Here is a 25,790-nt window from a genome sequence, read left to right on the forward strand (position 1 = left end):
AGGCTTTTAAAATAGGTCATATTAGAATGTGATCGAGGCGCCGGCAGTGAAACTGGTCGTGGCCGGGTAGCGGTTCTTGTCGTCGATGCCGGGGAACAGGCCGCTGATGCCCACCTCCGGATCGATGCCCTTGTACCCGGTAATGGTGTAAAGGTTCGCTACCGACAGGTAAATGCGGGCGTGTTTGAGGTATTTGTTCTTCATGCGGACATTGTAACCCGCCGTGATGTTGTCGATCTTCCAGTAGTTACCGTTTTCGATGTAATAGCTCACGTAGTTCAGCGACTGGTCGTCGGCGAGCGGACGTTTGCCGTAAATCGGGTCGTAGGCATTGGAGCGCAGGTTGCCGCGGGTGAGCATTACCGGCGCACTCCAGAACATCTCGGTCATGTTCAGGATCTGGAACCCAAACGCGCCGCGCATGGTGATGTTCAGGTCGAAGTTTTTGTAATTCAATGTGTTATTCCAATTCAAATAGCGCTTCGGCAAGCCGTTGCCGATGATCTGCTTGTCGTCGGCCTGCTGCTGGGCGATGGGCTTGGGCTCGCCGTTCTTGCCTTCGATGATCCAGTGGCCTGTTTCGTCGATGTCGATCGTTTTGAAGCCCCAGAAATTACCGATCGGCTGGCCTACCTGTACGCGGTGGGTCGTTTGCTGAATGGGTTCGCCTGTGTTGCCCGTGTCGAAATAGCCGCTGGCTAATGCAAACTTGTCGTTCGATAAAGTAAGGATCTTGTTCGCATTCGTCGAGAAGTTTACCGAAGTGCTCCACCGGAATGCGGCCGTTTGCAGCGGGATCGCATTGACCTGGATTTCTACGCCCTTGTTTTCCATCGAAGCCGCATTGGCGGTAATGGTGCTGTACAAATAGGGCGGGGTCGGGACCGGAAAATCGGCGATCAGGTCGCGGGTGGTCCGGCGGTAGAGGTCGATGGAACCGGAGAGGCGTTCATGGAGGAAACCGTAGTCGATACCGACATTCAGCTCTTCCTTGCGCTCCCAGCGGAGGTCGGGGTTGGCATTGTTCGAAGGGTTGATCGCCTGCACCCATTGTCCATTCACGAGCACATTCGTGTTGAAATTGATTTTATTCAAAGAAATATAAGACTTGCCCGGCTCGGTGCCCGTCACGCCGTAACCTGCCCGCAGTTTCAGGTTCGAGATCGTGTTGGAATTGTCGAGGAATGCCTCTCTTTTTAAATTCCAGCCCACGGAAAACGCCGGAAAGCTGCCCCATTTGTGGTTGGCCCCGAAGCGCGAAGATCCCTCATGCCGGATACTCGCGCTGAGCAGGTATTTATTCATAAAACTGTAATTCACCCTGAAAAAGTAGCTGATCAGCTTGTTCTCCGACTGCTCCGACAACTCCGGCGCTTGTCCGCGACGCAATGCGAGCCCGGCGTTGATGTTGTTGTAGGAAAAATTATCGGTCGGGAAGTCCCAGTTCTGCATCCAGTAATTTTCGATATTGTATTTCCGCCAGGTGTGGCCGGCCAGGAGCACGAAATTGTGATCGTGGAAGGACTTGTTATAGTTCGCCGTGAACTCGAACAGATCGTCCTGCGAGCGGGTGGCACCGCGTGAGGCAAAGCCGTTCCGTCCGTTCCGGCTCGTGGAGTAATGGTTTTTGGTTTCGTAATAGCCCCGGGTGCTGTTGAACATGTCGCGGGCAAACAATGCCTTGATTTCCAGTCCTTCCACCGGGGCGAGCGAGATGGTGCCGTACGTCCGCAGGTTGTTGTTGCGGTTCTGTCCGTCGGACTCTTCGACGAGCGCTACGGGGTTCATGTAGTCGGTCTTGTCGGTTCGCTCCACCCATTTGCCGTTGGCGTCCTTCAATGGCTCCGTCGGGTTGAATGTGAGCGCATTGCGGTACACGAGGCCGGAATAGGAGCCGCCGTCGATGGAGAAGTATTTCTGCTGGTAGCCGCTCAGGTTCGCATTGATCTTCAATAGCCCGTTGAACATCGAATGGTTCACCTCGATGCGCGGGAAAACCGTCGTGTTGTCGGATTTTTTCATGATCCCGTTCAGGCGGCGGTATTCCATGCTCACGATGTAGTTGGTAGACCGGGAGCCGCCGCGGAGGCTGATATTGTGTACCTGAGAAAGCGGCTTTTGGGTCACTTCTTTGAGCCAGTCGGTATGATGCCCGTAGTCGATCGCGCCGGGTTTGCCCTGTGCCGCGAGGGCGCGGTACTGGTCGACATTCATGAAATCGAGCTTGCGTGTTTGTCTTTGGGTAGTAAAATAGGAGTTTACTTCCAGCGTCGCCGGGGTTTCTCCCTTCACTTTGCGGGTCGTGATCAGGATCACCCCGTTGGTACCGCGCGTACCGTAAATAGCCGCCGCGGAGCCGTCTTTAAGCACGTCGATCGACTCGATGTCTTCCGGTGCGACGGTGTTCAGGCCGCCCGGCACGCCGTCGATGAGTACGAGGGGCTCCGAGCTCGCGTTGATCGTCGCATTACCGCGCAGGGTGATCTGGGCAATGGCCGTAGGATCACCGCTGGGCGTGATCACGCTCAGGCCGGCCACCTTGCCGCGGATGAGCTGCGCGGCGTCCTGCACGGGACCTTTCACGAAATCCTCGGCCTTCACGCTGGCGATGGCACTCGTGATCTGTTCGCGTTTCTGCGTGCCGTAACCGACTACGACCACTTCTTCGAGGCTTTTGAGATCGGGCGCGAGGGCAATGTCTATCGTGGAGCGGGTACCGACGGCCACTTCCTGATTTTGATAACCTACATAGGAAAATACCAGCGTGGCATTGGCGTCGTCGCCGAGGGTAATGCTGTATTTGCCGTCCACGTCGGTGGTGCTGCCGCGCGTGGTGCCTTTGATGAGCACGCTGACGCCCGGCAGCAGTTCGCCGCCATCGCCTTTCACGACGCCGGTGACCGTACGGTCGGCTGTTTTTTGATGAAGTTCCAAAACGGCATTGCTGCCGGGTGCAGCCATCGTGATCGTCTGCTGAATGGCCGGGGATTCTTCTGCGGGTGCCGGTATGCTTTGCTGCGCGCCGGGTTTGGGCTCTTCCGTGGTGGTGAGGATGAGGTAGGTTTGTTTACTCACTTTTTTGTAGCGCAGGCCCGACGGCGCGAGGATATTGTTGAGTTTGGTTTCGAGCGACTGGCTGCCCTGAATTTGCGCGGGGGCCACGAAAACGCCTTCCAGCAGTTTTTCTTCAAATAAAATATCCACTTTGAACTGCTTCTTGACCTGCATGAGCGCGTCGCGGAGCGTGAGGCGGCTTCCGGGAATGGCGGAGGGGAGGTTAGGGGTGCTTTTGGCGCGGTTCTGGGCCATGAGCTGCGCTTTGAGCGGCGACACATCCAACAGGCATCCCAGCATTAAGGTTACCAGCACTTTAATGTGTAATAGTTTCGGCATGATTAGGAACGGTTTTAGATAAATACTAATGATTCGAGTCGAGAATGAAGGTCTGCGGGCCGTCGTCGGTCGGTGCCGACCGGGTTACCCTGGCATTGAGTACGTCGGAGAGGACTTTGAGGACATTGGCGGGATCGCTCGCATTGAAGGTGCCCCCGATGGTGCGGCGCGCGAGCGTAGAATCGGCTACGACCACATTCACCCCGAAATACTCGCTTACCTGGTAGGCGATTTCGGACACGGGCGTGTTTTCGAACATAAACCGGTGCTGCTTCCACGCCTGGTGCGACGACAGGCTTTCGGTGTGGCGCAGGGTCAGCTTGCCGAGAGTGGACAGGGTGGCCACGTCGCCCGGCTTCATGAGCACCGGTTTCGGGTCGGTTTCGCTGAGCGAACGGAGCTGAACGCTGCCCTGGCTGAGCACTACTTTCGAGCCGCGCTCGCGGCTGTACACGATGAATTCCGTGCCTAGCACCCTCACTTCGAGCTGGTCGGGCGTGCGGACGATAAATTTGCTGTGGTTCACCGTATGCTTTACGGCGAATTCGGCCTCGCCTTTCAGCAGCACCTCGCGGGTACCGCCGCCAAATCCGAACCGTGGCACGCTGAGCACGGAATTGGCATTCAGGGTCACGCGGCTGCTGTCGGGCAATACCAGGGTGCGGATCTCGCCGTAGCCGGTTTCGTAGGATTTGTACAGCCAGTAACCGGACAGCGACCAGGCCATGAATACGAATGCGACGGAAGCTGCTGCGGCCCATTTGTATGCAGAGAACCGCCTTCCGAACGATCCTGACTGCATTCCGCCACCGGAAGCCGCGGCTTCGCCCATATCCGCATTACCCTGAACGGTATGCAATGAACGTTTGTAGGCGTGCTCCACGTCGGGTGTGTACTGCGGGTTTTCGGTTTCCCATTCGTCGAGCCATTGGAAATAGCGCTCGCGGTTGGCGGGGTTTTCCAGCCATTCCCGGATGAGGATGTTCTGCATGCGGGTGGTTTTTCCTTCGAAGAAATTCTGGATCACCTGTTTGGAAAGAAATGATTTCTTCATGTTCGTTGAATTCGGTATAACATGGTTCCGACGGCGCGGGGACGTCAGACGAATAGGAGTAAAATCTGAACGAGTGAAAGCAGGCCGTGGTCCTGCAAGGCCTTCCTCAGGATCGATAATCCCTTGGTAATGTGCCCTTCGACGGTTTTGACCGAAATGCCGAGCTCATCGGCGATGGCGGCATTGCGTTTACCTTCGAAGCGGCTCATGAGGAACACCTTCTGGTTTTGCGGGGACAGCGAACGGATCACCTGCTCGATTTTGAGTACCAGTTCCTGGAATTGCAGCTCCTGCTGGGGCGAACTCGCCGGGGTGGCCAGGGGCAGCTCTCCAAGCTCCTCGGTGACGGCATCCTTGCCGAAATTTTTGCGCATATAATGGAATGCCGCATGCCGTACCGTCGTGAACAGGTAGGAACGGTAGGAGGTGGTGACCGCCCTATGCAGCTGCCGGGACCAGAACTGGCTGAACACCTCCACGACGATGTCCTCGGCGACGTCCCGTGCATACACAAACCGAACGGCGTGACTGCACAATTGCTTGTAATATCGTTTGAAAAGCAGTTCATAACCCCGCGCAGGATCGGTTTCGAACGCCTGTTTGATAAACAATTCCGAATCGACGAAGTCCGACGGCATCTTTTTGACATCCGGAAAATCGGACGCCAAACCGGCCGGCTCGTTCATACCCGTTTTACTTTCTACGGAATACTTCTGATTCATACAGCTGTTGTAAATGAGTTATCCATAAGAGTATTTCTGCACACGCATACCCTCGCCTGTTTTGTGAAATTTTTATTTTTTTTTGCATAAACAATATAGAATGGCCGTGCGCTGCTGGTATGGTTTTTAAAGAGGAATGGTCTTTTGCATGAAAATCAATTCATCATCAAACCAGGAGAAACCATGAAACGATTCACAACAACGGCGGCTACCATGCTGCTGATTATCGGCGGCGCGCTCATCGCATTACCGGCGCAGGCGCAAAACGAGGCAAAAAAGGGTGATAGCAGGGAAACGGGCAACAGGCCCGTGCAGACGCCGCCAGGCGACAACCCGGAGAAAGTGCAGGATACGACGAAAAAGGCCTATTCCACCCAATCGCAGGGGAACAGTGGCGGGGGCACTTCCGCGTGGCCGCAGGCAACCGGAACGACGGGCGCGATCACACCCGAATCGCAGACACCCGCGACCGGCCAGGGTACGCAGCAAGGCGCCGAACCCGTGGCGCGTCCCGATAGCAAACGACCGGAAGCTACCGCGGATACGGCTGCGAAGTCTAAAAAGGATGGTAAACCCCGGCGTAGGAACCGGAATGACCCTCAGTAGCGATGGCTACGGCAATTGATTTGAACGGGCGGCACGGTGCGGGCGCTCATATCGTTCGTAAAAATCCCGCTTGGAATCCTGGTAGCTGGACACCGCGCCCAGCATACTCATGAATTTGATATAATACCAGGCCAAATCCACCTGATGGGGTTTAAAGCCGCTGCGGGCGCTGCGGGGGAACAAATGGTGGTTGTTGTGCCATTCGCCGGCTACAATACCTGGCCACAACTGATTGATAGACTGATCTTTATCATTATAGTCGACACCGTCGCGCTGCCGGTTTTCGCCTTTGCCATGACCTTCGTAATTGAATGTCCGAACGCCAACGGCCCAGAAACCGGCGGCGCCGAAGAGCGTGCATGCAAGTGCGTGCCCGCCTGCCAGGAAAAACACACCATACCAGAAAGCCCAGTTCGCTATCCAGGCGAAGATCGCGCGGGCGGGGTGCTGGTAGGAGCCCCAGGTGAGGTATTGCTGATAGGTGTTGGCTTGTACACCGGTATGTTTCATGAGCGTTTTGACGCGGCCGTATTGCCCTTCATCGAGGTTCGAAGCGATCGGCTGGTGGTTCACGTCGGCCAGAAAGCAGTACAGGAAGCCGCCCTGCGCGTTGTAAGGATCACCGGGCTGGTCGGATTTGGCGTGGTGGACGTGATGCGAAACCACGTATATTTCTTCGGGGATCATGCTCACGGTCAGGTTTTGGGTAACGAATTGCCAGAAACCATTGCGGAACTTATAAGCGCGGTGCGTGCAGTACCGGTGGTGCCAGATGGTGCCGTGCGTGCCCATGACGAACATGCTGTACACGAATGCGGCCAGGAGCAGCGGCCAGCTAAAAAATTTGAAAATGAACAATGCCAGGAAAGGCACCATACAAAGTACCTTGGCCCAACTCATAAACGAAAGCCAGTTCCGCTTGTCGTGAACGATGTTGAGTCTTTTGAAAAACTCCTTGAAAAGCTGCCCCGGCGAAGGTTTTACCAGATTTCCAGATTCATCCTGCCATCCATAGGACGGCCTGCGAAGTACAATGTCGATAAAAGTCATTAGAATCTGTTGTCTAGTTGGGTTGAAAAACAAAAATCCTCCCTGCGAAGGAGGATTTTTGTTTTTCCATGTTCGTCTTTCTTATTTACTCAAAGATAGGCTTTTTTGTTGCCTACTTTTTAAAATTCCTGTTTTTTATTGGAACTTTTTCAAAATATCGTCCGCATATCAGCAATCTGCGTGCATGGGCGGATGTTTTGCATCAAGTACATCCGCGATTTTTTCCGCAATGCAGCGCGACGCTTCCTCGCAAAAATCCAGGCCGGAATAGTCAGGATTATACCCGCCGATGTAGGGTACAGCCATCATATAAATCCGTTCGTTGGGTATGCCGAATTCGTTTACGATCTGGAAATGGTCGGTAATGGTGATGCCCGACACTTTCAGGAAATAGTCGCCGTGATCGTTGCTGACGACGAGGTCGTTGCCTTCCTGCTGCAATTTTTTCGCTTCTTCTAGCGATTTGAAACGCAGTACCGCCTGGCTGACCGACCGCCTGGTGAGCAGGCCGGGAAAAGGTAGGTCTTCGATCGACAGGTGTGGCTGCCCGGCACAATCAACGAATGTGTCGAAACGAATGGCGTGTTTTTTACCCTGCTCGTCCGCATAATGGTACCTTATACCGCCTTCCTTCAATCGCTCTACCTTGCTTTTATCGCCCACGGAAATGATGTCGAGGCGGCCGGCATCGTGTAATGCGAAAAGTTCGTCGCAGGACGATTGCGGCACGAATGCGATCACGATAGAAATAAGCGGCATCAGCACGTTTTTGAGCCTGAGCATGTCTTCGGCCGAAAGGTATTTGGCCGGGTAGTTCATCGTAAAGCTCAGTTCCGCGAGCATTTCCTTCCAGAAAATGGATTTTCGCTGCTCAATCGACTTTTCCGCCTCCTGGTATTCTTGCCTGAACAGCTCGAACGGTTCCTTGTTTTCACGCATCGACATCATCAACTCCACAAATGCTTCCACATTCATGTTTTTAATGCGTTTGTAAAATGCGGGGTCGCTTTTTTGGAAGCCTTGTTTGAAATTGCGGTCAAAGACAAAATCCAGGGAAAGAAAGCCCCCGTTCTCCCGCCTGTTCTGCTCGATTTCTTCTGCCGACAGCAGCGAGTCGGGCGATAGACGCGGTTCCCGCAAATGGAAGCGGATCGCAGGAAGCAGCCCGTTCCGCGAATGCATGACGAGCTTGAATTGCTCGCTTCCGCGTGCCGGCACGAACCGCAGCTTGCCGTCGTCCGTATGTTCGAAATGGCCGTTATGCCGTGCGAGCGTCCGGATGGCATCGATGGCCGTGAGCGACGAGCCTTTGATGGCTACGGGGTGATTGAGCTGCAAAGCCAGCTTGGCAGGCGGGTAGGGTGAGGAAAAAAAGCCTTTGCGGGCATCCTCTTCCTCATGCGGCCAGCGATGGCCTGAGCATACGATCACCATATCGAACTCCCGCGTTTTTCCCGATTCGAGGGTGAGCATTACTTTTTGCTGTTCACCCAAATCGTGCAGGTCCGTCACGCAGGCATTGCGGTGGACCTGGATCACTTTCCCGGTGGCTTCCGCCCTTTTGCGGAGGGTTTCGAACTGGTGGGTGAGGTATTTGCCAAACAGCAGCCTTGGCATGACATGGTATCGGGTGAAATTTTCCTTGTCCACCGCGAATCGCTCGGGGAGTTTCCCGGCCATTTCCGTGAGCCAGTCGTCCGCCGAGATGACGAGCGGCGGGATTTCGTTGGCCGAAACGTTGGTAATGTGCTCGGCATTAGCCCCTTCCGGACTGTAAGGCATCCCTGCACCGATCGTACCGGTTTTTTCAAATATCTCCACCTCGATTGCCATTTCGAGGGTCAGCAAATTTTTTAATACATATAAACAGCTCGGCCCGGCGCCGACAATACCGATTTTCTTTCCTGATTTCTGACGATCCATTTTTTATTGGGGTTTTTTCGCGCGAGGCGGTCAGGGCGATTCTGTATAAACCCGTGCCAGCGGGCATGCCTACACCCTGAAAACCTTCGTGCGCACGATACCGAGCTTGCGAACGCGTGCCTGCAAGGTGGATACGTTTACGCCCAGGAACTCCGCGGCGCCGCCTTTGCCGGCAATGCGCCCTCCGCATTTTTTAAGTACTTCAATAAGCAGGTCGCGCTGGCTGTCGATGCCGGAATGTACCTCGGCGGGGGCGTCAGGCCGGGCTGGCTGCGCGGGGAGGTCGAGATCGATGTGGGTAAGCGTATTGCTCCCGCATTGCACTACCATCCGTTCGATCACGTTTTGCAGCTCGCGGATATTGCCCGGCCAGTCGTACTGCAGAAGCTGCTGCATGGCGGATCCTGAAATGTGCCCGACCGTTTTTCCAAACCTGGCGGCCGCCTGCTGCATGAAATGGCCGGCAAGCTCGGGAATATCTTCACGGCGGTCGCGCAGGGGCGGCAATGCGATCGGGAACACATTGAGGCGATAGTAAAGGTCGATCCGGAAACGGCCTGCCGCGATTTCCCTTTCCAGGTCGCGGTTGGTCGCGGCGATGATCCGCACATTGACTTTGATGACAGATTTGCCGCCTACGCGCTCGATTTCCCGCTCTTGCAGCACATGCAGCAGCTTTGCCTGCATCATCAAGGGCATTTCACCGATTTCGTCGAGAAAGATGGTGCCGTTCTGTGCACGCTCGAACTTGCCGGGTTTCGTCTCATAAGCACCCGTGAATGCGCCTTTTTCGATCCCGAACAACTCCGATTCGATCAGCGACGCGGGAAGCGCAGCGCAGTTGACACGGACGAATGGCCTGTTCTGGCGCGACGATCGGTTATGGATCGCCTGGGCGACGAGTTCTTTGCCGGTCCCGCTCTCGCCCGTCACGAGGATAGATGCGTCGGTATCGGCCACCATCGCGATCTGGTCCAGAATGCCCGCTACCGGTGCGCTTTTGCCGATGATGGTAGTAGGTTGCTTTTCCTTGCTTTTCCCGGCCTCAGTCCGGGGCGCCGTCGTCCGCTGTTCGTGCAGGTAATGCGCTACGTTGAGTGTCACGAGCACATCCTTTTCACGGAAAGGCTTCACGAGGAAACCGTATGGCTGGGTACGTTTGGCCGCGTCGAGAATATCCTTCGTCGAGTTAGCCGACAAGTACACGAATGCGATCCCTTTTTCGCGGAGCAGCTCCGCCAGGTCGATGCCTGTCAGGTCGCCCTGCAGGTAAATATCCAGCAGCACGAGGTCCGGCTTTTTCCGGGCAAGGATATTCAATGCCGCATGCACGCTATGGGCAATAGGCAGCACTTCGTACCCCGCTTTTCCCAGGATCATCAGCAGGTTGTTGGCTTCGATAAATTGGTCTTCGACGATCAGTACGCTCGTTTGCATAGGAGGCTTTTGACAAAAACGCAGATAGTATATCAATATACCGGATTATTCTTTAAGCATGAACCCATCCACTGCGGAAATCCGAAAAATTGACGCCTGTTTTCGTCTTGAAAAACTTGCTGAATGTCGATGAGTCGTCAAAACCCAGTTCCAGGCCGATCGTTTTCATAGAGCTGCGGGTGGTAATGGCCTTGCGCTTCGCTTCGAGCAGTATCCGTTGCTGGATGTGATGGCTCGCCGAATACCCCGAAACCCTTTTGACGACCTCGCTGAGGTAATTGGAAGTGACGGCCATGTCGGCGGCGTAGGCCGAGACCTGCTTTTGGGAGCGGAAATCGCGGTCGAGCATATTCATAAACCGGCTGAAAACCATCTCGTCGTTGCCCGGTGCGCGAAGGTCGTACGTGCCCCTGCGCGAGAAATAGGCGATCAGGATGCGCAGCAGGCCATGCAGCATATCGGCTTTGAGCTGCTGGTCGTTCGCATATTCCCACACGATGGTGCGCACGACTTCTTCAATTTCCGGCTGTACCTCGCTGTTGAGCCGCATTACCTGTATCCGCTCGCCGCGGCCGGGGTAGTTGAGCGCGGCCGGCAGCTGGTGAGCGGCATTGCCGGCGGAGAGAAAGTCGCCCGAAAAGGCGATTTTGTACCCTACGAGATCCTGCTCGGCAGCCATGCGGTGAATCTGTCCCGGAAATAGGCAGTAGAGGGTATTGTCCGTAATAGGGCGTTTTTCGAGGTCGACCATCATGGTGCCTCTTCCTTCTTTGATCCAGATCATTTCAAAAATATCGAGCTGGTGATAGCCTGCCGGAACGGACCAATGCTGCCTGGCGTCGGCCAGGCATTCGGCATGGAAATGCGGGTTTATGGTTAAACGGGTGCTGTTTTTCATGGCTAAATGGTCTGATAGGCTTTTTTGTAGTCGGAGTACGTCATGCCGGCTTTGTTGCGGAAAAACTTACTGAAATGTGCCATATCCTTGAATCCCAGGTTATAGGCGACTTCTTTCATACTCGCGCCGGAGCTGATGGCGGCCTGCTTGGCCGTGCGGATCATGTGCTCGTAAATGTGATGGCTGGCCGGGTAACCCGACACTTTGCGGACGGTTTCCGAGAGGACATCCGTCCGCACCGCCAAAGCGCGGGCATAGTCCTGAATGCCTTTTCGCTCAGAACCTTTTTCACCTATCAAATGCATAAACCGCTGGAAAAGATGCTGGTCCGCACCACGTGGCTCGGACGGCTGCGGTTGCTGGCAAAACCGCGAAATGTACACCAGAAGCACTTTCAGTAGTCCGGGAAGGAGCGTATCGGCCGAATGCGACGGACGCTGGCATTCGCGCACGAGGCTGGCGATCAGACGGCGTACGTACCGGCCGGTGTCGTTACAGGAGCCGTTCACAGCGGTATGCCATACCACGGGAGCGGCCGGAAAGGAGGCGAAAGGGTGGAAATGCCTGCAACCGGTCATCAGCAGCATTTCTTCGGGGAAAGTAAGCAGGTAACCGGCCCATTGATGGCCGGCCGGCAGGTGGACATGGCTGCCGGGCGAGAGCAGGTAAAGGTGACCAAAATCGGCGTCGGCGTTATCGGATACCCATAAAATCCTGAAAAGCGGCGACGCGCCGCAGGCGGGGGAACCCGCGTTCGCGAAGGGGTGCGCTGTTAAGAGTGAGGAAACGGTTTTCATGTCAAACTGTTCGAGTTAAGGTGTTTTCAGCTTGTCATGATTCCGAATTTTATGCCAAAATCGTAAAGTATTGATTTTGATGATGTTAAATAAAAATACCTTAGGTTTTTTTAACGAAATATCAACAAAAAACAATCCCGGTTGTGATATTCCGACAATGCGGTCAAACCGCGAAATGCCGCTGCTGGTCACAAAAATGTCCTTTCAAACCCTGGAAACCATAACGGCCGACCCTGCCAGGGCCCTTGCGGGGCGGTACTGGCAGGCGCCGGCCGGTCGCTGCGGATGATGAAGTGCAATGTGTGACGATGCAGCGTTATGTGGTCAGGGAACGGCGATTTCATCGGAAATGCCGGCGGCCTGCAATACCGTGTCGACCAGCTCCCGCGTGGCCTGGTTGATGTGCCGGACCGACTGTTCTTTGAAGCCGCCGTGTACGATCGTCCAGAGGCTGCGGAGGCCCGGCGGCGCATCGACGATATTCCGGATCGTATAGGCGACTTCGATGGATTCGGGCTTGAAAGGCCCGGGCGTGAACGTTTTCACGACCGACGCCCGGAACCGCTCCATTTCATGGCCATAGTATTGTGCCGCGCCGGGGTTGGCCGGCACCGGCTGATTGCTCACAATATCCGTGGAGGGGAATGCGCCGGGCTGCACCAGCACGACGTCGATGCCCGTAGAGGCCAGCTCATAATGGTAACTCACCGTAAGCGCGTCCACCGCGGCCTTCGTGGCACCATATACGCCCATGACCGGAATGGGCTGGCGCGCGGCAACGCTCGACAGCGTGACAATGAGCCCGCTCTTACGCTGGTGCATATACGGCAGCACGGCCTTGATCATCCGGTCGACGCCGATCACGTTGACCTGAAAGAGCTGGTCGGTTTGCGCGGCGCTCAGGGTTTCGTTGAGTCCGATGTAGGCGCTGCCGGCGTTGTTGATGAGCACGTCGATCCGCCCACCGGTCTGCCGGGCAATTTCGGCCACGGCCGTTTGCACCGATTCATCGCACGTTACGTCAAGGTCGATCACTTCAATGCGGGCGTGGTGGAGTTCGGCCCAGTCGAGGAGTTGCTGCGCCGCCATCCGGTTTCGTTGGAATGGGTCGCGCATGGTGGCGAACACGCGGTGCCCGTCCCGCGCCAGCACCTGTGCCGTCACCCGCCCGAAGCCGCTGCTGCTGCCGGTGAGAATAATGTTTTTCATTTTGCCAAGGGGTTTTGATCTTTTGATATACCAAAATTAGCCCGGCCCGCCTGCGGCATCAATGTTTAAATGGGGGCAAGAATTGTATTATAGATGACTGATAATTAGTTTATTAAAAATCCAGATCCGCCTTACTGATGCCCAGTTTCCTGATTTTGGAATTCAATGTGCCCACTTTGAGGTCCAGCACCTCCGCCGCGCCGCCCGGCCCGAAAATCTTTCCTTTGCATTTGTTGAGCACAAAGACAATATGGCGGCGCTCATTTTCCTCGAAGGTCAGGACCCGCTCGGCCGCCGTCGCCGCGTCGGGCTGCGGCTGGCGGACCCTGGGTAAATGCAGGTCTGCCAATACAGGTCCCAGGGCCATTACCACGCTGCGTTCGATGATATGTTCCAGCTCACGGACATTGCCGGGCCAGGGATAGGCCATGAGCTCTTCCAGCGCTTCGGGTGCGATGTGGCTGAACCGGCGGCCGAGGTTTTTCGCATACTTATGTAAAAAGAAACGGGCCAGATCGGGAATGTCCTCCTTATGCTCGCGCAGGGGCGGGAGCACGATCGGGAATACATTGAGACGGTAAAACAGGTCACTGCGGAAGCGTCCCTCGTCCACTTCCCGGCGCAGGTCGCGGTTGGTAGCGGCAATGAGCCTGACGTCCACGCGGATCGTCTCGCGGCCGCCCACGCGTTCGAACTCGCGCTCCTGGATGGCGCGCAGCAGCTTCACCTGCGTTTCGGGCGGCATTTCGCCTATTTCATCCAGGAAGAGCGTACCGTGGTTGGCCAGTTCGAATTTACCGAGCCGGCGTTCCGTAGCACCTGTAAAGCTGCCCCGCTCATGCCCGAAAAGCTCGCTTTCCACGAGCGCTGGCGGCAATGCGGCGCAGTTGACCTTTACCATGAGTTTGTTATTGCGGTTGGAGGAGTTGTGTATGGCCCTTGCTATCAGCTCTTTACCGGTGCCTGTCTCCCCAAGTAGCAGCACGGTGCTGTTCGTCGCCGATACCTGCGAAAGCATATTGAAAACCTTCTGCATGCCTGGGCCTGTGCCGATAATGTCGCTGTATGCGTATCCCGCTTTTACTTCTTCCTGCAAATAATGCTTTTCGTCTTCGAGCCGCTGCTTGTAGCGGTTAATTTCCGCCAGCTGCGCCTCGATGCGCTCGTTGGCGATGATATTCGATACGGCGGTAGCGAAGTGGAGGGATAGGCGGCCCAGCAGGTCGAGATGGGTGCATGAAAATGCGTGATCCTCCTCGGAGAGCAGCACCAGTGCGCCGATGATCTCGTTTTTGTTTTTCAAACGGACACAAGCCACTTCGCGGATGCCCGCCCTCAGGATGAAATCGATATGCGGCTGGTGCATGTTACTGAGCGCCGAATGGTCGAAAACGACTGCGCCGTTGGCGGCGAGGACGATATTATGCATGCCGTCACGGATCGGGAAAGTGGCGGTCTGAACGGTCTTCCAGTCGGCATGGGCCTGCGTTTTGACATTATCCCTGGCAAAAACCCGGTAGGTACCTTCTGCGAAATCATAGCAGGAAATGCAGATGTCGGAAAACGACAGGACTGTTTGCAACCGTTGTTTGACAGCTGGCAGCAAATCCTTTTTTTCCCGGACGGAGTTCATGGCGCTGCTAATTTCAAGCAGCAGCTGATTCTCCGCATCACGGCGCTCCAACGCGCGCCGACGGGTTTCCTCCCGCATTTCCTCCTGATCGGGGGCCGGTATGGCATTCATGGGTAACTGTGTGGTTAGGGGCGTTGTTTTACAAAGACCCCGAATATCGCATTCTAATGGGTTAGATTGTTGAAATAAAGACAATGCCGCTACTTTTTGAACATCGGCAGCGGGTTCAGGGGGTGCGATAGGAGGTTGGGTAGGATCTTGCGGACCAGGAAAAGGTGAAAACCCGCATTGGGCCACGCGGCGCGGGCTTGCCGAAGCCTGGCACGGTCCATACCGAATGTGAGCAGGCCGAGGGACACGTCGGCCCAGTCGGCTTTACGGAAAACTTCGGCCGTCCGCGCAAACGGGCCTGTGTAGGCACCCACCTTATGATGCCAGTAGATCATCGTCGAAACCTGGGCTTCGAGGTGGCCGGCCCCGGTTTCGCGCAGGTAACGGGCGGCCTGCGCAATGGAAGGATCGAGGTAGTCGATGGTATGGTCAGTCCAGATCCCGATGTCGTGAAAAACGGCCGCTATGGCATATATTTCCCGGTTTTGCGCGTCGGGATCGAGCAGTAGGCAGTTCTTGAATACGCGGTACACGTGGTTGCGGTACTTTGCGAGGTCTTTCCCGATGGCCGGCTCGTAAGTGGCGAAAATCGCTTCGATGACTGGTTCTGACAGGTTCATACGGGTTAATTTAATAAAAATGCCCTTGCGGTAACAAGGGCATCCGGTTTTTGCCAGGCTCAGGCCGGCGATCAGTAATTTTTGATCCAGTCGAGAATGTAATCGGCATCGTTTTCCCAGCCTTTTTGCGCCAGGGTATGGTGGTTGCGGCCGGGAAATTCCTTGTATTCGATTACCGAACCGTTGCCTTTGTACCGGTGATAGTTCCGGTTGTTGAGGTGCGCCGGGATGATATTGTCCAGGCTGCCCGATGTCAGCAGCAGCGGTGCATGCGGTTTATCGAAATCCACGGCGGCCGCGCTCGTAAGCCCGCCCCGCGCTACCCGCTTCGATTCGGGCGCGGTGAATTGGTCGTAGGCCAGCTGCTGTTCTTCGAGCGGCATTTCGTTGACGAACGCATATTGCCAGGTATCGAACGGCATCAGGTAGGTTTCTTCAAGAGAAGTGAAGAGACCCAATGCACCCCAGGTTGATTTCAGGAAAGAGAATTCATAAGGAATAATGCCCTGCGGCGGGACGGAGTGGATCGCTACGGCGGCCGCTGCCAGGCCGCGGTTGAGCAGTATCTGGGTAATGAGCCCACCGAGCGAATGGCCGATGATGATCGGTTTCTCGGGAAGAGCTTTGGCGATGTCGGCATAGTGGTCGACCAGTTCGGCCAACGTCAGGGCGGCCAGGTCGGTGTCGTGGGGCTGGCGTGCGCGGAGCTCGGACGCCGTTCCGTCTTTGAACGGCCAGGCCGGCGCGAGGGTCGTGTAGCCGCGGTTTTCGAAATACGTCTTCCACTCGTCCCAGCAGTGGTGCGTGACAAAAGCGCCCGTGACGAACAGTACAGTTTTGGTTTTCATAGAAAAGGTCGTTGGTATGGCCCCGCAAGGGCACGGCCCATGCGGGGATCTTGGTTTATAAATGCTTTTTCAAATGGAGCCCGGCCTGTTCGAACAGGGCTTTGGTTTGCGGAATATGCGCCAGGCCGTTCAGCAGGCCGAAATCGTGGATCACGTCGTTGTAGCGCACCGTGGTCACTTCCACGCCCGCCTCGCTGAGCTTGCGGCCGTAGGCTTCCCCTTCATCGAGCAGGATGTCGTTTTCAGCTACCTGGATGAGCGTCGGCGGCAGTCCTTTGAGGTCTTCGAGCGTCGCCTGCGCGGGCGAGGCGTAAATCTCGTGGCGGCGTTCGGGCGCAATGTACTGGTCCCACATCCATTGCATGAGCGTGGAGGTAAGGAACCGCTGCGTACCGAATTGTTTGAACGATTCCCGCTCGAAATCGGCGTCTGTTACGGGCCAGAAGAGGATTTGCGTCTTGAATTTCGGTCCGCCCTTGGCTTTGGACAGTAGTACCGTGGCTGTGGACAGATTGCCGCCCGCGCTATTGCCTACAATGGCCATACGGCTGCCGTCGAGGGCGATGGAGCTGCCGTTGGCTTCCAGCCATTTGGCGGCTGCATATACCTCATGCACGGCCTGCGGATACTTCGCTTCCGGGGCACGCGAGTAGTTGACGAACACACCCGCGTAGCCCGTGAGCGTCACCAGGTCGCGTACCATGCGCTTGTGGGTAGGGTAGTCGCCCAGCACCCAGCCGCCCCCGTGGATGAAGAGGAACAACGGCAGTTCCGCCGTAACGCCTTCGGGGCGTACGATGTTGAGCACAATCTCGTAACCGTCTTCGGAAATGGTCCGTTCTTCCTCGGTGATGCCCGAGAGGTCTACCGGAAATGCCGCCTGTGCCGAAACCAGCACATTGCGGGCATCTTCTACGGGCAGGCTTTCGAGCGGCGGGCCGCCGGCATTGAGGGGCGTCAGAAATTCCTTCACGGCTGGGGACAGGTGTGGGTCGACGGCAAAATCTACCGGTGACGCTAGGGTTTCGCTGATCATAGTGATCGGTGTTTACAGGTTAGTGATTCAATGAGTGAGACAAAGCTAACCTTGCCCGACCCGGCGCTCAATGGTCATTTGGCGGCTGCGGTTGTACATCGGAAAAATAGGCCGGGGGCGGAGCCGGGGCGTGACGATTTACGGGAGTTCCGCGCCATTCCGGCGAACAGCCGCGTCCGATTTTGAACAATGCGGCAGGGTTAATGCTTTGATTTTCAGTATTTAATTTACATGGCACGCATTTGTTGCAGGCCTGTTACGGCGCGTTCGCCTCTCATCTTATTAGCCTGACATCCTAAATACGAGAACCATGTTTAAGAATTATCTGAAAATCGCGTTTCGGAACCTGACCAAATACAAGGCATTCAGTTTTATCAACATCGCCGGTGTGTCGCTCGGGCTGAGCTGCTTCCTGCTGCTGGCGTTATATGTGAAAGACGAGCTGGCCTACGACCGCTTTCACGAACATGCCGACCGTATTTACCGGCTGAACCGCACTTTTCTGGCCAACGACGGCACGGAATCGCTGCGGCTCGGGCATGCTGCGCCGCCGTTCGGGCCGCTCGTAAAGCAGGATTTCCCGCAGGTAGAACAGGTGGTGCGGCTGCTCGAAACCGGCGCGCTCGTGAAGTATGGCGAGAAGCGCTTTTCCGAAGAGCAGATGTTCGCAGCGGAGGCGAATATTTTCAAGGTTTTTACATTTAATATAGAGCGCGGCAATCCCGGTAAGGCGTTGGAAAACCCGTTTTCGATCCTGTTTTCAAAGCCGATGGCCGAGAAATATTTTGGTAACGACGACCCGATTGGTAAGGTCGTGCGGCTGGACAACCAGTTTGACTACACGGTGACAGGCGTTTTCGAGCCACTGCCGGCCCAGTCGCATTTTCATCCCAATTTCCTTATCTCGTTCTCGACCCTGAACGACGACCGGATTTACGGTGCCGAAGGGCTGCGTACGAACTGGGGCAACAATTCGTTTTCGACCTTTTTGCTGTTGCCAAAACATTATAACCCGAAAAACCTGACGGATGCATTTCCTGCATTCCAGAACAAGCACGTCGGCCCGAATACTTCGAAGTTCTCGATCCTGACGCTCACCAAACTGACCGACATCCACCTGCGGTCGCACCTCGATTCGGAAATAGAAGCGAACGGCGATATTCAATATGTGTACCTGTTTTCAGCCATCGGGTTATTTATCCTGCTCATCGCCTGTATCAACTATATGAACCTGGCGACGGCCAAATCGGCCACGAGGGCCAAGGAGGTGGGCATGCGGAAGGTGATCGGTGCCGTGCGTGCGCAGCTGGTGAACCAGTTCCTGAGCGAATCGGTATTGCTGGTGCTGATTTCCGTCCTGATCGCATTCGTGGTGGTGGTATTGTGCCTGCCGCTGTTCAATAACTTTACCCAGAAACAACTCTCGATGGGCGCATTGCTCGATCCTGTGTTCCTGGCGATCCTGTCGGGCATTACGATATTTACCGGCCTCGTGGCAGGCAGCTACCCGGCGTTTTTCATGACCGGTTTCCAGCCCATCGCCGTGTTGAAGGGCAAGATCGCCTCTGCATTGAAAAACGGACAGCTGCGGCAAACGCTCGTCGTGGCGCAGTTCGCCATTGCCGTGGCGCTGATCATCAGTACGGCGGTCGTTTACAGCCAGATGCGCTATGTGCAGAATTATAAGCTGGGTTACAGCAAAGACCAGGTCATTACGTTTTCCATGCCCGACGATTCCACGCTCGATGTGGAGGCGATCCGTCAACGGTTCAAGGACCACGCGGGTGTGCGGGAGGTCGGACGCTCATCGCGGATACCGTCGGGCCGGCTGCTCGATTCCTGGGAAGCATTCGTGATGAAGGGCGACTCGATGGCGCCTACCGAAATCAATATCAAGTCGCTCTCCGTGGACGAGGATTTTATTCCTGCCTACCAGATCGCGATGGCGGCCGGGCGTAATTTTTCCCGCCAATATCCGACCGATCGTACCAATGGCTTTGTCCTCAACGAAACCGCGGCGCGGCTGCTGGGCTGGAAAAACCCGGCGGAGGCAATCGGTAACCGGTTCGGCTACGGCGAGATCCGCGGGCAGATCATCGGCGTTACGAAAGATTACCATTTCGAATCGCTGCACCAGAAAGTGGCGCCTATCGTGATGTTTTACCAGCCGGGCCGGCTCGGGCGCGTGTCCGTACAGGTGGCGGGCAACGATATTCAGGGGGCTATCGCGCATATTGGTTCGGTGTGGAACCAGCGCTTCCCGGATGTGCCGTTCCAGTACGAGTTCCTCGACCAGCGTTTCGGCAAATTGTACGCCCGCGAGCAGACACAGCAGTTGCTGTTCGGCATATTCGCCGGCATTGCGATCTTTATTTCCTGCATGGGCCTGCTGGGGCTGTCGATGTTCATGGCCGAGCTGCGCACGAAGGAAATCGGTGTGCGGAAAGTGCTGGGCGCGTCGGTACCGAGCATTGTGGGGCTGCTTTCGAAAGATTTCCTGAAACCGGTGCTTGTCGCGATCCTGATCGCCTCGCCCATTGCCTGGTACGGCATGAAAAACTGGTTGCAGGATTTTGCCTATCATACCGAAATCAAATGGTGGGTGTTCCTGCTGGCCGGGGTGCTGTCCGTGACGATCGCCTTGTTTACAGTGAGTTTCCAGAGCATTCGTGCGGCGCTCATGAATCCCGTGCGGAGTTTGAGAAGCGAATAGGCGCGTGCAGTTCGATCCGTGGCGATACTTATATTTTCCGCGGAAACGAGCCGCGTTAGTTCAGGTTCCTGAATTCGTTCGGCGTGTGGCCGGTCTTCTGTTTGAAAAGTTTGTTGAAATACTGCGGGTATTCGAACCCCAGCGAATAGGCGATCTCGCCCACAGACTTGTTCGTGCCCAGCAGGATGTTCTTCGCTTCCTCGATTAGGTAAAAATGAATGTGGTCCTGTGCATTGCGGCCGGTTTCGCGTTTGAGCAGATCGCTCAGGTAACCGGGTGACAGGTTCACCTGGTCGGCGAGGAATTTCACCGTCGGCAGGCCTTTCTCGGCGATACCGTTGTTTTCGAAACAGGAATTTAAAACCTTTTCCACCTGCGCTGCCACGTGGTGGTTGGAGTTTTGGCGGGTGATGAACTGCCGGCCGTAAAAGCGCGAGCAATAGTTGAGAAACAGCTCGATGGTCGAAATGATGATGGCCTGGCTGTGCTCGTCGATGTTTTGTCCCAGCTCATGATCAATTTTCGAGGCGCAATCGAGAAGGGCTTGTTCCTCTTTTTCCGAAAGGTGAAGGGCTTCCGATATTTCATAGGAGAAGAAGGTATAGCCCTTCATTTTGGCATGCAGGGACGAGGCGCGGATCAGGTCGGGGTGGAAAAACAATCCCCAGCCCTTATTGGCCGGCGCTTCGGTGTCGCTATCCATCTGCAGCGACTGGCCGGGGGCGAGGCAAATGAGGCTGCCGTCCTGAAAATCCACCAGCTTGCGGCCGTAGCGGAAATGGTTGTTGCGGTAATGCTTGAAAATAATGGCGTAGAAGTCGGACTGTACCGTGAGCGGCTCGGTGATGTGGCCCATCACGCGTGCAAAATCGACGACATCGACCAGCGGGTGCCGGACCGGGTCGTCCAGCTTGAAAAATTTCACGATATCCGACACCGTCCGCAGATGAATAAGCTCGCTCATGATTTTTGCATTGATTTTGACAAATATAAACAGGCCATTGCCGGCGATCGTCATCCGCTGGCAATGGCCCTGCTATTTACAACCCGAACTGGGATTTGATGGCCCCGAGAAATGCCGTATCGTCCGATCCGGCCCGGCTGGCGATGATCGTTTCGGCATCGGCGCCGGCCGTGTAGCGAAGCCGGTCGCTGCCGTCCGTAGCTGCCTCGAAGATGACTTCTGCCACCAGGCTGGCAGGCGAAGCGTTTTCAAACATCGGCCCGATGGCGGCGGCGAAACGGTCTACCAGCGGCTGGTAGTCGGTCAGGGATTCGTCATTGCTGAAATCGATGGACCGGCCTGCAAAATCAGTCGCGATGGCGCCCGGCTCGACGATCTTGACCTTTCCGCCAAACTGCGCCACTTCGAAGCTCAGCGATTCTGAAATGCCTTCGACGGCGAATTTCGTGCCGTGGTACAATGCCCCGAGGGGGAAGGTCATCTTGCCACCAATGGATGAAATGTTGATGATCACACCGCTTTTCCGGCTGCGGAAATGCGGCAATACGGCTTTGGAAACATCCAGCAGGCCGATCACATTGGTATCGAACTGGCGTACGATGCTTTCGCGAGAAAACGATTCGAGCGGGCCGTAGGCGCCGTAGCCGGCGTTGTTGAGCAGTACATCTATTTTTCCAAAGCGGGCAATGCCGCCCTCCACCGCTTTCCGGATCGATTCGCTGTCCAGCACGTCCAGTTTGGTAACCCATATGTTTTCCAAGGCGCCCAGTTCCGGCTCTTCTTCCGGGCGGCGCATGGTAGCAATTACGTTCCAGCCTTTTGCATGAAATAATTGTGCGGTTGCTTTGCCGATACCGCTGCTTGCACCTGTAATTAAAATCGTGTTGTTCATTTTTTCTGATTTTTAATGATGGTACAAATGTGCAGCCAATGCTCCGCCGCCGGATAACACGAATCCGGGCAAGTTGTATACGAATTGCGGTTACGGTATGAGGGCCGGGTCAATCAATGCTGTGATACCCGAGTTTGCGATAGCTTTCGAACTGCTCTTCGGTAAAGAACTGGTCGGAAGTGGGCTGCTGCGGGAATTTCGGGTTCTGCATTTTGTACTCGCGGATATCGGCCGATTCGTCGCCGTTGAGGGCGGTTTTAATGTAAATCAGCGTGCCCGGAGTCACATTGCCCGGGTATTTGATCGTCCCCGTCGCCACGTGGGAACGGCACAGCCCGGTATTGGCGTCCTTGCTGGTAATGGGACTGGTGTCGATGTCTATTTCCACGCCAAAATCGATCCGGCAGCGCCTTACCGCCATCGCCAGGCCCTCGCAGAGCGACGTATTGTCTTCTTCGGCATCGCAGACGATGATCTGATGGCAACGGCGGCGCACCAGTTCGTATAAACCCATGTTATCGAAATGCCCGCCATCCGACAGGTTCACGAAATCGGAACTCATATCCGATTTGCCGATGAGGTCGAACACCAGGTAGGCAAGGCCCTGCGTCGGCTCCGATTTCTGCCATTGCTCCGTCCGGGGGTTACCGAGCCACCAGCCCAGTTTTACATTGAACACACTGAGCAAAAATGCCGTGGCCGCCGAGGAGTGGTAGCCCATATTCGGGTTCACAGCCGCGCCGGAAATCGCCATCGCCGTGCCGAGGGTAGGGCTGTCGGCAAATTGCGCGGTAGGGCGGTAACCGTAGTTGGCGATTTCCTTTTTGTTATAGGCCGCGGCGCGCGTCGCACTGAAATCGAAGCCGCAGAACAGCGGCGAGAAAATGAACGACTCCGCTTTCCGGTCCTGGCGGTCGAGTTCGGACACGACGGTGGCATTCAAGGCGGTGTTGATGAGCGGGTAAGGGCCGTAGTATTCCGGTTTGCGGAATTCTTCCAGCGGAATATCGTCCTTGCTATCGAATCCGGTGAAGCTATTGGCCGTCTGAATGCGCTCCGTGCGCCTGCGCGTGGCACCCAGGTACGCACGTATGAGGCGGTTGCGGTAGAAATGGTGGAGCGTGAATTCGTTGACGCCGGCGCGGTAGCTGAGCAATGCGGTTACGGCCAGGAGTACTGCAAAATTTAAAACGCTGATCCCGAATTTCTCCAAGCCCGTTTGAGCGGGTAGCGTATTGAATTTCAACAGGTAATTCAGCGTAGCCGAGCCAATCAGCAGGAAGCCGATCATAAACAGATAGGGGACCAGGCGTACGAATATTTCCTTGGCATTGAGCCCGGTTTTTTCCTTATTCTCACCCGAAGTAGTGGAGCCAAAGGCCAGCCTGACCCCGAAGCCGACGATCGCCGCCCATCCTCCGACAAGCCCTACGAAGTATTCGACCTCGCTTTCTTTGATTGCTTCTATCCGGTTGGCCAGTTTGGGAAGAAAGAAAACAGCTATGGTCATCAAAATCCAGATCAGCATAAACCGGTGCAGCTCGGCGCCGGTGCGTCCCCACCATTCGCGCCGCTCGTCCGGGAAGAAAATGCCCATGATGAACATTCTGAACACGACACCCAGGCTCATCATTTCCAGCATCAATGGCAGACCGAAAGTAAATGCCAGCTTTTTCACGGTTTCATCATTGCTGGAAATCGAAGAAATGTGCTGCCTGAACGAGTCATTTTCAACCAGGTAGAGGGGGGCCGGATGCCTGATTAGTTCGTAAAATTTCCAGACGATCGTCATGAGCAGAAATGTTACCACCACGCCGACGACGGAAGAGGCAAAAATATAGTTTCTGGCGGTCGAGGGATTTTCGAATCTCTTTTGCTCGTGATATTTGCCCTTGTAGGCAATGTAAACGAGGCATGCGATTGCGAACAGGGCCGGGCCTACGAAAATTTCCAGCTTTTCGGATAACGGGTATATTTTTTCGGCCGACTTAAAAAGCCAGGTCGAGAGGAAGAAGGCGGTCAATGCGGCCGAAACGACGAGCGCGTAGGCGTAGTTACCTCTGACCACATTATTTATCCAGGCCTTGTGGGCAGGTTCGTTGTTAAAGGTTCGCATACCCTCCGCGGCGAAATGCGTTCCCATAGCCATAAAAGCACAGGCGATACTTGTTGTGATCAGCCAGGGATAAGTCACATCCGAGGCCAGGCCTTCCCAGGCCATATAAACCATCTCCACAAACGCGAGCGCCGTACACAAGAGCAGCAAAAGAATGATCTGATTGATGAGCGTATTCCTGATCCAGGTAATGCCGATCGTCCACGCGTCGGTGGACATAACACCGGCGTTAGGCGAGAGGTAATTACTGTACATCCGCAGCCAGCGAAGCGGTCGTACCTCGTCGGCCATCGGGTCGGTGGATCTGGCGCTGTTGAGGCGGTTGGTGACCTTGGAGATCGACCCGGCGCGGTAGATCCACGACAGCAGCCAGGAACCGATGTACCCGCCGCCGGAGACGGTCGAGAGGTAGTCGATATGGTGCAAAACGCCTTTTTCGGCCAGTTTCTGGATCACGCCAAGGTTAAATGTCGCCGAACGGATGCCGCCGCCGGAAAAGGCGAGTGCGGTGAGCTGCATCGCTTCCGCCCGCCGCAGGGGATCGATGGTGCCGTCGGCGGGTAGGGGGTTAGGTATTTTGTCGGCGAAATGCAGTTCGATTTCACCGGGGTCCTTCGGCAGGTCGGGGGTGATGCTTGCGAAGGCATGTTTGGCATCCTTATCCTCTTCGCATTCGCTTTTCTTCGGGCAAATGCTTTTGAAACGGATATTTTCCCAATCGTCACTTTCCAGGTCTTCCAGCCGCGCCTCCCTCGATCGCTCGATCTGTTCTAGTTCCTGGTTGAAGATCATTTCAAACGAAACCGGGTTTTCTTCCACCACGCACTGGAAAAACAGCTGATCGTTCCGTAGCAGCGCCGTGGCAATGCTGGTCCTCGTCCGTCCTTGAAATGATCGGGCAAGCTCGGTTTTCTGTGCCAGTACCGGCACGTTCGACCACCATTTTTCAATATCGTCCCGATCCTCCGCCGCCAGCGTGGCATAAGTAGTGCCGGGTTCGAAGACCTGGTGTTTGCGTTGCTGTTCGATCCCGTCGTCGGCCCGCCCCGACAAGCTGGATAACCAGCCTTTCTTCGGAGGTTTCTCGCTGAGCGTCAGGACGATCAATGCAGGGATATAATGAATGGCCCGTGCCAGGTTGACGCGTTCGTACGGGTCGTCGTAGAGGATATTCCGGATCTCCCGGCGCCATTCGTCGGGTGACATCAGAATAATGTCGGAAATATCTCCTTCAACCCCAGGAAAGATTGGCTTTTCTCTCTTTGTCACCCGCTCTATCCATTTGATCAGGTTGTTGGAAATGGTATAGAATGTTGCTTCCAATGCCTGCTCCGTAGTTTCCGCCGAGGAGCAGAAGACAATTTCCTTTATTCGCTCGGTACGACGGTCGGGGATATTGTAGCGGCCTGTGACTGGGTCGCCGGGGGATAGGCGGCCGTCGAGGTATTCTTTGAACCGCTCCATTTCCGCTTGTACGGCCGGCATATAGCCTTTGGCGTCGCGCTTTTTGCGGAGTATGCCAAAATCTTTTGAAATGTCCTGTAACAGTGTCAGAAATGAAATGGCCTGAGAGGTTAGGTCGGTAACGATGTCCATGCGATAAGGGTTGAGCGGTTGGTATTTCCGGGGCGGTGTGTGAATGGGAGGGAGGGCTAAAAGTTACTGAAAAACAGGTGCTGGGACGTCGCTGCGGGTGAATTTTGATTAAACGGTAATCCGCATATGGAGAATCGTTTTTTGTCTGCTATTTTCGCAATATCCTTTCCTA

18 protein-coding genes are annotated in these 25,790 nt (G+C 55.4%); 2 read left to right on the forward strand and 16 right to left on the reverse strand.

Going from position 1 to position 25,790, the window contains the following annotated elements; all coding sequences use genetic code 11:
- Nucleotides 1-21: 21 nt before the first annotated feature.
- The 3 genes from H144_RS0126860 to H144_RS0126870 are packed head-to-tail and all read right to left on the reverse strand — an operon-like array spanning nucleotide 22 to nucleotide 5,169.
- A complete protein-coding gene (locus H144_RS0126860; RefSeq protein ID WP_026351024.1) occupies nucleotides 22-3,393 on the reverse strand; it encodes a SusC/RagA family TonB-linked outer membrane protein in 3,372 nt (1,123 codons plus the stop codon).
- Between the two features lie 25 nt (nucleotides 3,394-3,418).
- Entirely contained in the window at nucleotides 3,419-4,447 is a 1,029-nt protein-coding gene (locus H144_RS0126865; RefSeq protein ID WP_019945216.1) for a FecR family protein, read from the reverse strand.
- 44 nt (nucleotides 4,448-4,491) lie between these two features.
- Nucleotides 4,492-5,169 (reverse strand): RNA polymerase sigma-70 factor, encoded by a 678-nt coding sequence (locus H144_RS0126870; RefSeq protein WP_019945217.1) that lies wholly within the window; start codon nucleotides 5,167-5,169, stop codon nucleotides 4,492-4,494.
- A gap of 183 nt (nucleotides 5,170-5,352) precedes the next feature.
- Between H144_RS0126870 and H144_RS0126875 the strand changes: the two genes are divergently transcribed.
- On the forward strand, nucleotides 5,353-5,775 hold the full coding sequence (locus tag H144_RS0126875; RefSeq protein WP_157505191.1) for a hypothetical protein: 423 nt from the start codon (nucleotides 5,353-5,355) through the stop codon (nucleotides 5,773-5,775).
- A 6-nt stretch (nucleotides 5,776-5,781) separates the two neighbouring features.
- On the opposite strand, the gene H144_RS0126880 is transcribed toward H144_RS0126875, so the two are convergent.
- The 10 genes from H144_RS0126880 to H144_RS0126930 all read right to left on the reverse strand — a co-directional run bounded on the left by H144_RS0126880 (nucleotide 5,782) and on the right by H144_RS0126930 (nucleotide 17,337).
- A complete protein-coding gene (locus tag H144_RS0126880) occupies nucleotides 5,782-6,825 on the reverse strand; it encodes a fatty acid desaturase (RefSeq protein WP_019945219.1) in 1,044 nt (347 codons plus the stop codon).
- A gap of 168 nt (nucleotides 6,826-6,993) precedes the next feature.
- Complete coding sequence (locus tag H144_RS0126885) at nucleotides 6,994-8,748, reverse strand: FAD/NAD(P)-binding protein (protein WP_026351025.1); 1,755 nt, start codon at nucleotides 8,746-8,748, stop codon at nucleotides 6,994-6,996.
- Between the two features lie 69 nt (nucleotides 8,749-8,817).
- Nucleotides 8,818-10,185 carry a sigma-54-dependent transcriptional regulator gene (locus H144_RS0126890; RefSeq protein WP_019945221.1) on the reverse strand — a complete coding sequence of 456 codons (1,368 nt, stop codon included), beginning with the start codon at nucleotides 10,183-10,185 and terminating at the stop codon, nucleotides 8,818-8,820.
- Between the two features lie 52 nt (nucleotides 10,186-10,237).
- Nucleotides 10,238-11,083 (reverse strand): AraC family transcriptional regulator, encoded by an 846-nt coding sequence (locus H144_RS0126895; RefSeq protein ID WP_019945222.1) that lies wholly within the window; start codon nucleotides 11,081-11,083, stop codon nucleotides 10,238-10,240.
- Nucleotides 11,084-11,085: 2 nt separating this feature from the next.
- Nucleotides 11,086-11,880 carry an AraC family transcriptional regulator gene (locus H144_RS33500; RefSeq protein ID WP_019945223.1) on the reverse strand — a complete coding sequence of 265 codons (795 nt, stop codon included), beginning with the start codon at nucleotides 11,878-11,880 and terminating at the stop codon, nucleotides 11,086-11,088.
- Between the two features lie 324 nt (nucleotides 11,881-12,204).
- Entirely contained in the window at nucleotides 12,205-13,089 is an 885-nt protein-coding gene (locus H144_RS0126910; protein ID WP_019945225.1) for an SDR family NAD(P)-dependent oxidoreductase, read from the reverse strand.
- Between the two features lie 112 nt (nucleotides 13,090-13,201).
- Nucleotides 13,202-14,833, reverse strand: coding sequence for a sigma-54-dependent Fis family transcriptional regulator (locus H144_RS0126915; protein ID WP_019945226.1), 1,632 nt, complete (start codon nucleotides 14,831-14,833; stop codon nucleotides 13,202-13,204).
- 89 nt (nucleotides 14,834-14,922) lie between these two features.
- Complete coding sequence (locus H144_RS0126920; RefSeq protein WP_019945227.1) at nucleotides 14,923-15,453, reverse strand: HD domain-containing protein; 531 nt, start codon at nucleotides 15,451-15,453, stop codon at nucleotides 14,923-14,925.
- 71 nt (nucleotides 15,454-15,524) lie between these two features.
- Nucleotides 15,525-16,301, reverse strand: a complete 777-nt coding sequence (locus tag H144_RS0126925; RefSeq protein ID WP_019945228.1) for an alpha/beta hydrolase — start codon at nucleotides 16,299-16,301, stop codon at nucleotides 15,525-15,527.
- A 55-nt stretch (nucleotides 16,302-16,356) separates the two neighbouring features.
- Nucleotides 16,357-17,337 (reverse strand): alpha/beta hydrolase, encoded by a 981-nt coding sequence (locus tag H144_RS0126930; protein ID WP_019945229.1) that lies wholly within the window; start codon nucleotides 17,335-17,337, stop codon nucleotides 16,357-16,359.
- A 310-nt stretch (nucleotides 17,338-17,647) separates the two neighbouring features.
- On the opposite strand from H144_RS0126930, the gene H144_RS0126935 reads away from it, so the two are divergent.
- Nucleotides 17,648-20,050: an ABC transporter permease gene (locus H144_RS0126935; RefSeq protein WP_019945230.1), complete on the forward strand. Its 2,403-nt coding sequence runs from the start codon at nucleotides 17,648-17,650 to the stop codon at nucleotides 20,048-20,050.
- Between the two features lie 55 nt (nucleotides 20,051-20,105).
- On the opposite strand, the gene H144_RS0126940 is transcribed toward H144_RS0126935, so the two are convergent.
- The 3 genes from H144_RS0126940 to H144_RS0126950 form a co-directional block, all read right to left on the reverse strand.
- Nucleotides 20,106-21,014 carry a helix-turn-helix domain-containing protein gene (locus H144_RS0126940; RefSeq protein ID WP_026351027.1) on the reverse strand — a complete coding sequence of 303 codons (909 nt, stop codon included), beginning with the start codon at nucleotides 21,012-21,014 and terminating at the stop codon, nucleotides 20,106-20,108.
- Between the two features lie 76 nt (nucleotides 21,015-21,090).
- Nucleotides 21,091-21,906 carry an SDR family oxidoreductase gene (locus tag H144_RS0126945; RefSeq protein ID WP_019945232.1) on the reverse strand — a complete coding sequence of 272 codons (816 nt, stop codon included), beginning with the start codon at nucleotides 21,904-21,906 and terminating at the stop codon, nucleotides 21,091-21,093.
- Nucleotides 21,907-22,015: 109 nt separating this feature from the next.
- Entirely contained in the window at nucleotides 22,016-25,618 is a 3,603-nt protein-coding gene (locus tag H144_RS0126950; protein WP_019945233.1) for a patatin-like phospholipase family protein, read from the reverse strand.
- Nucleotides 25,619-25,790 lie beyond the last annotated feature (172 nt).

It is taken from the genome of Dyadobacter beijingensis DSM 21582, from assembly GCF_000382205.1.
Classification (GTDB): Bacteria; Bacteroidota; Bacteroidia; order Cytophagales; family Spirosomataceae; genus Dyadobacter; species Dyadobacter beijingensis.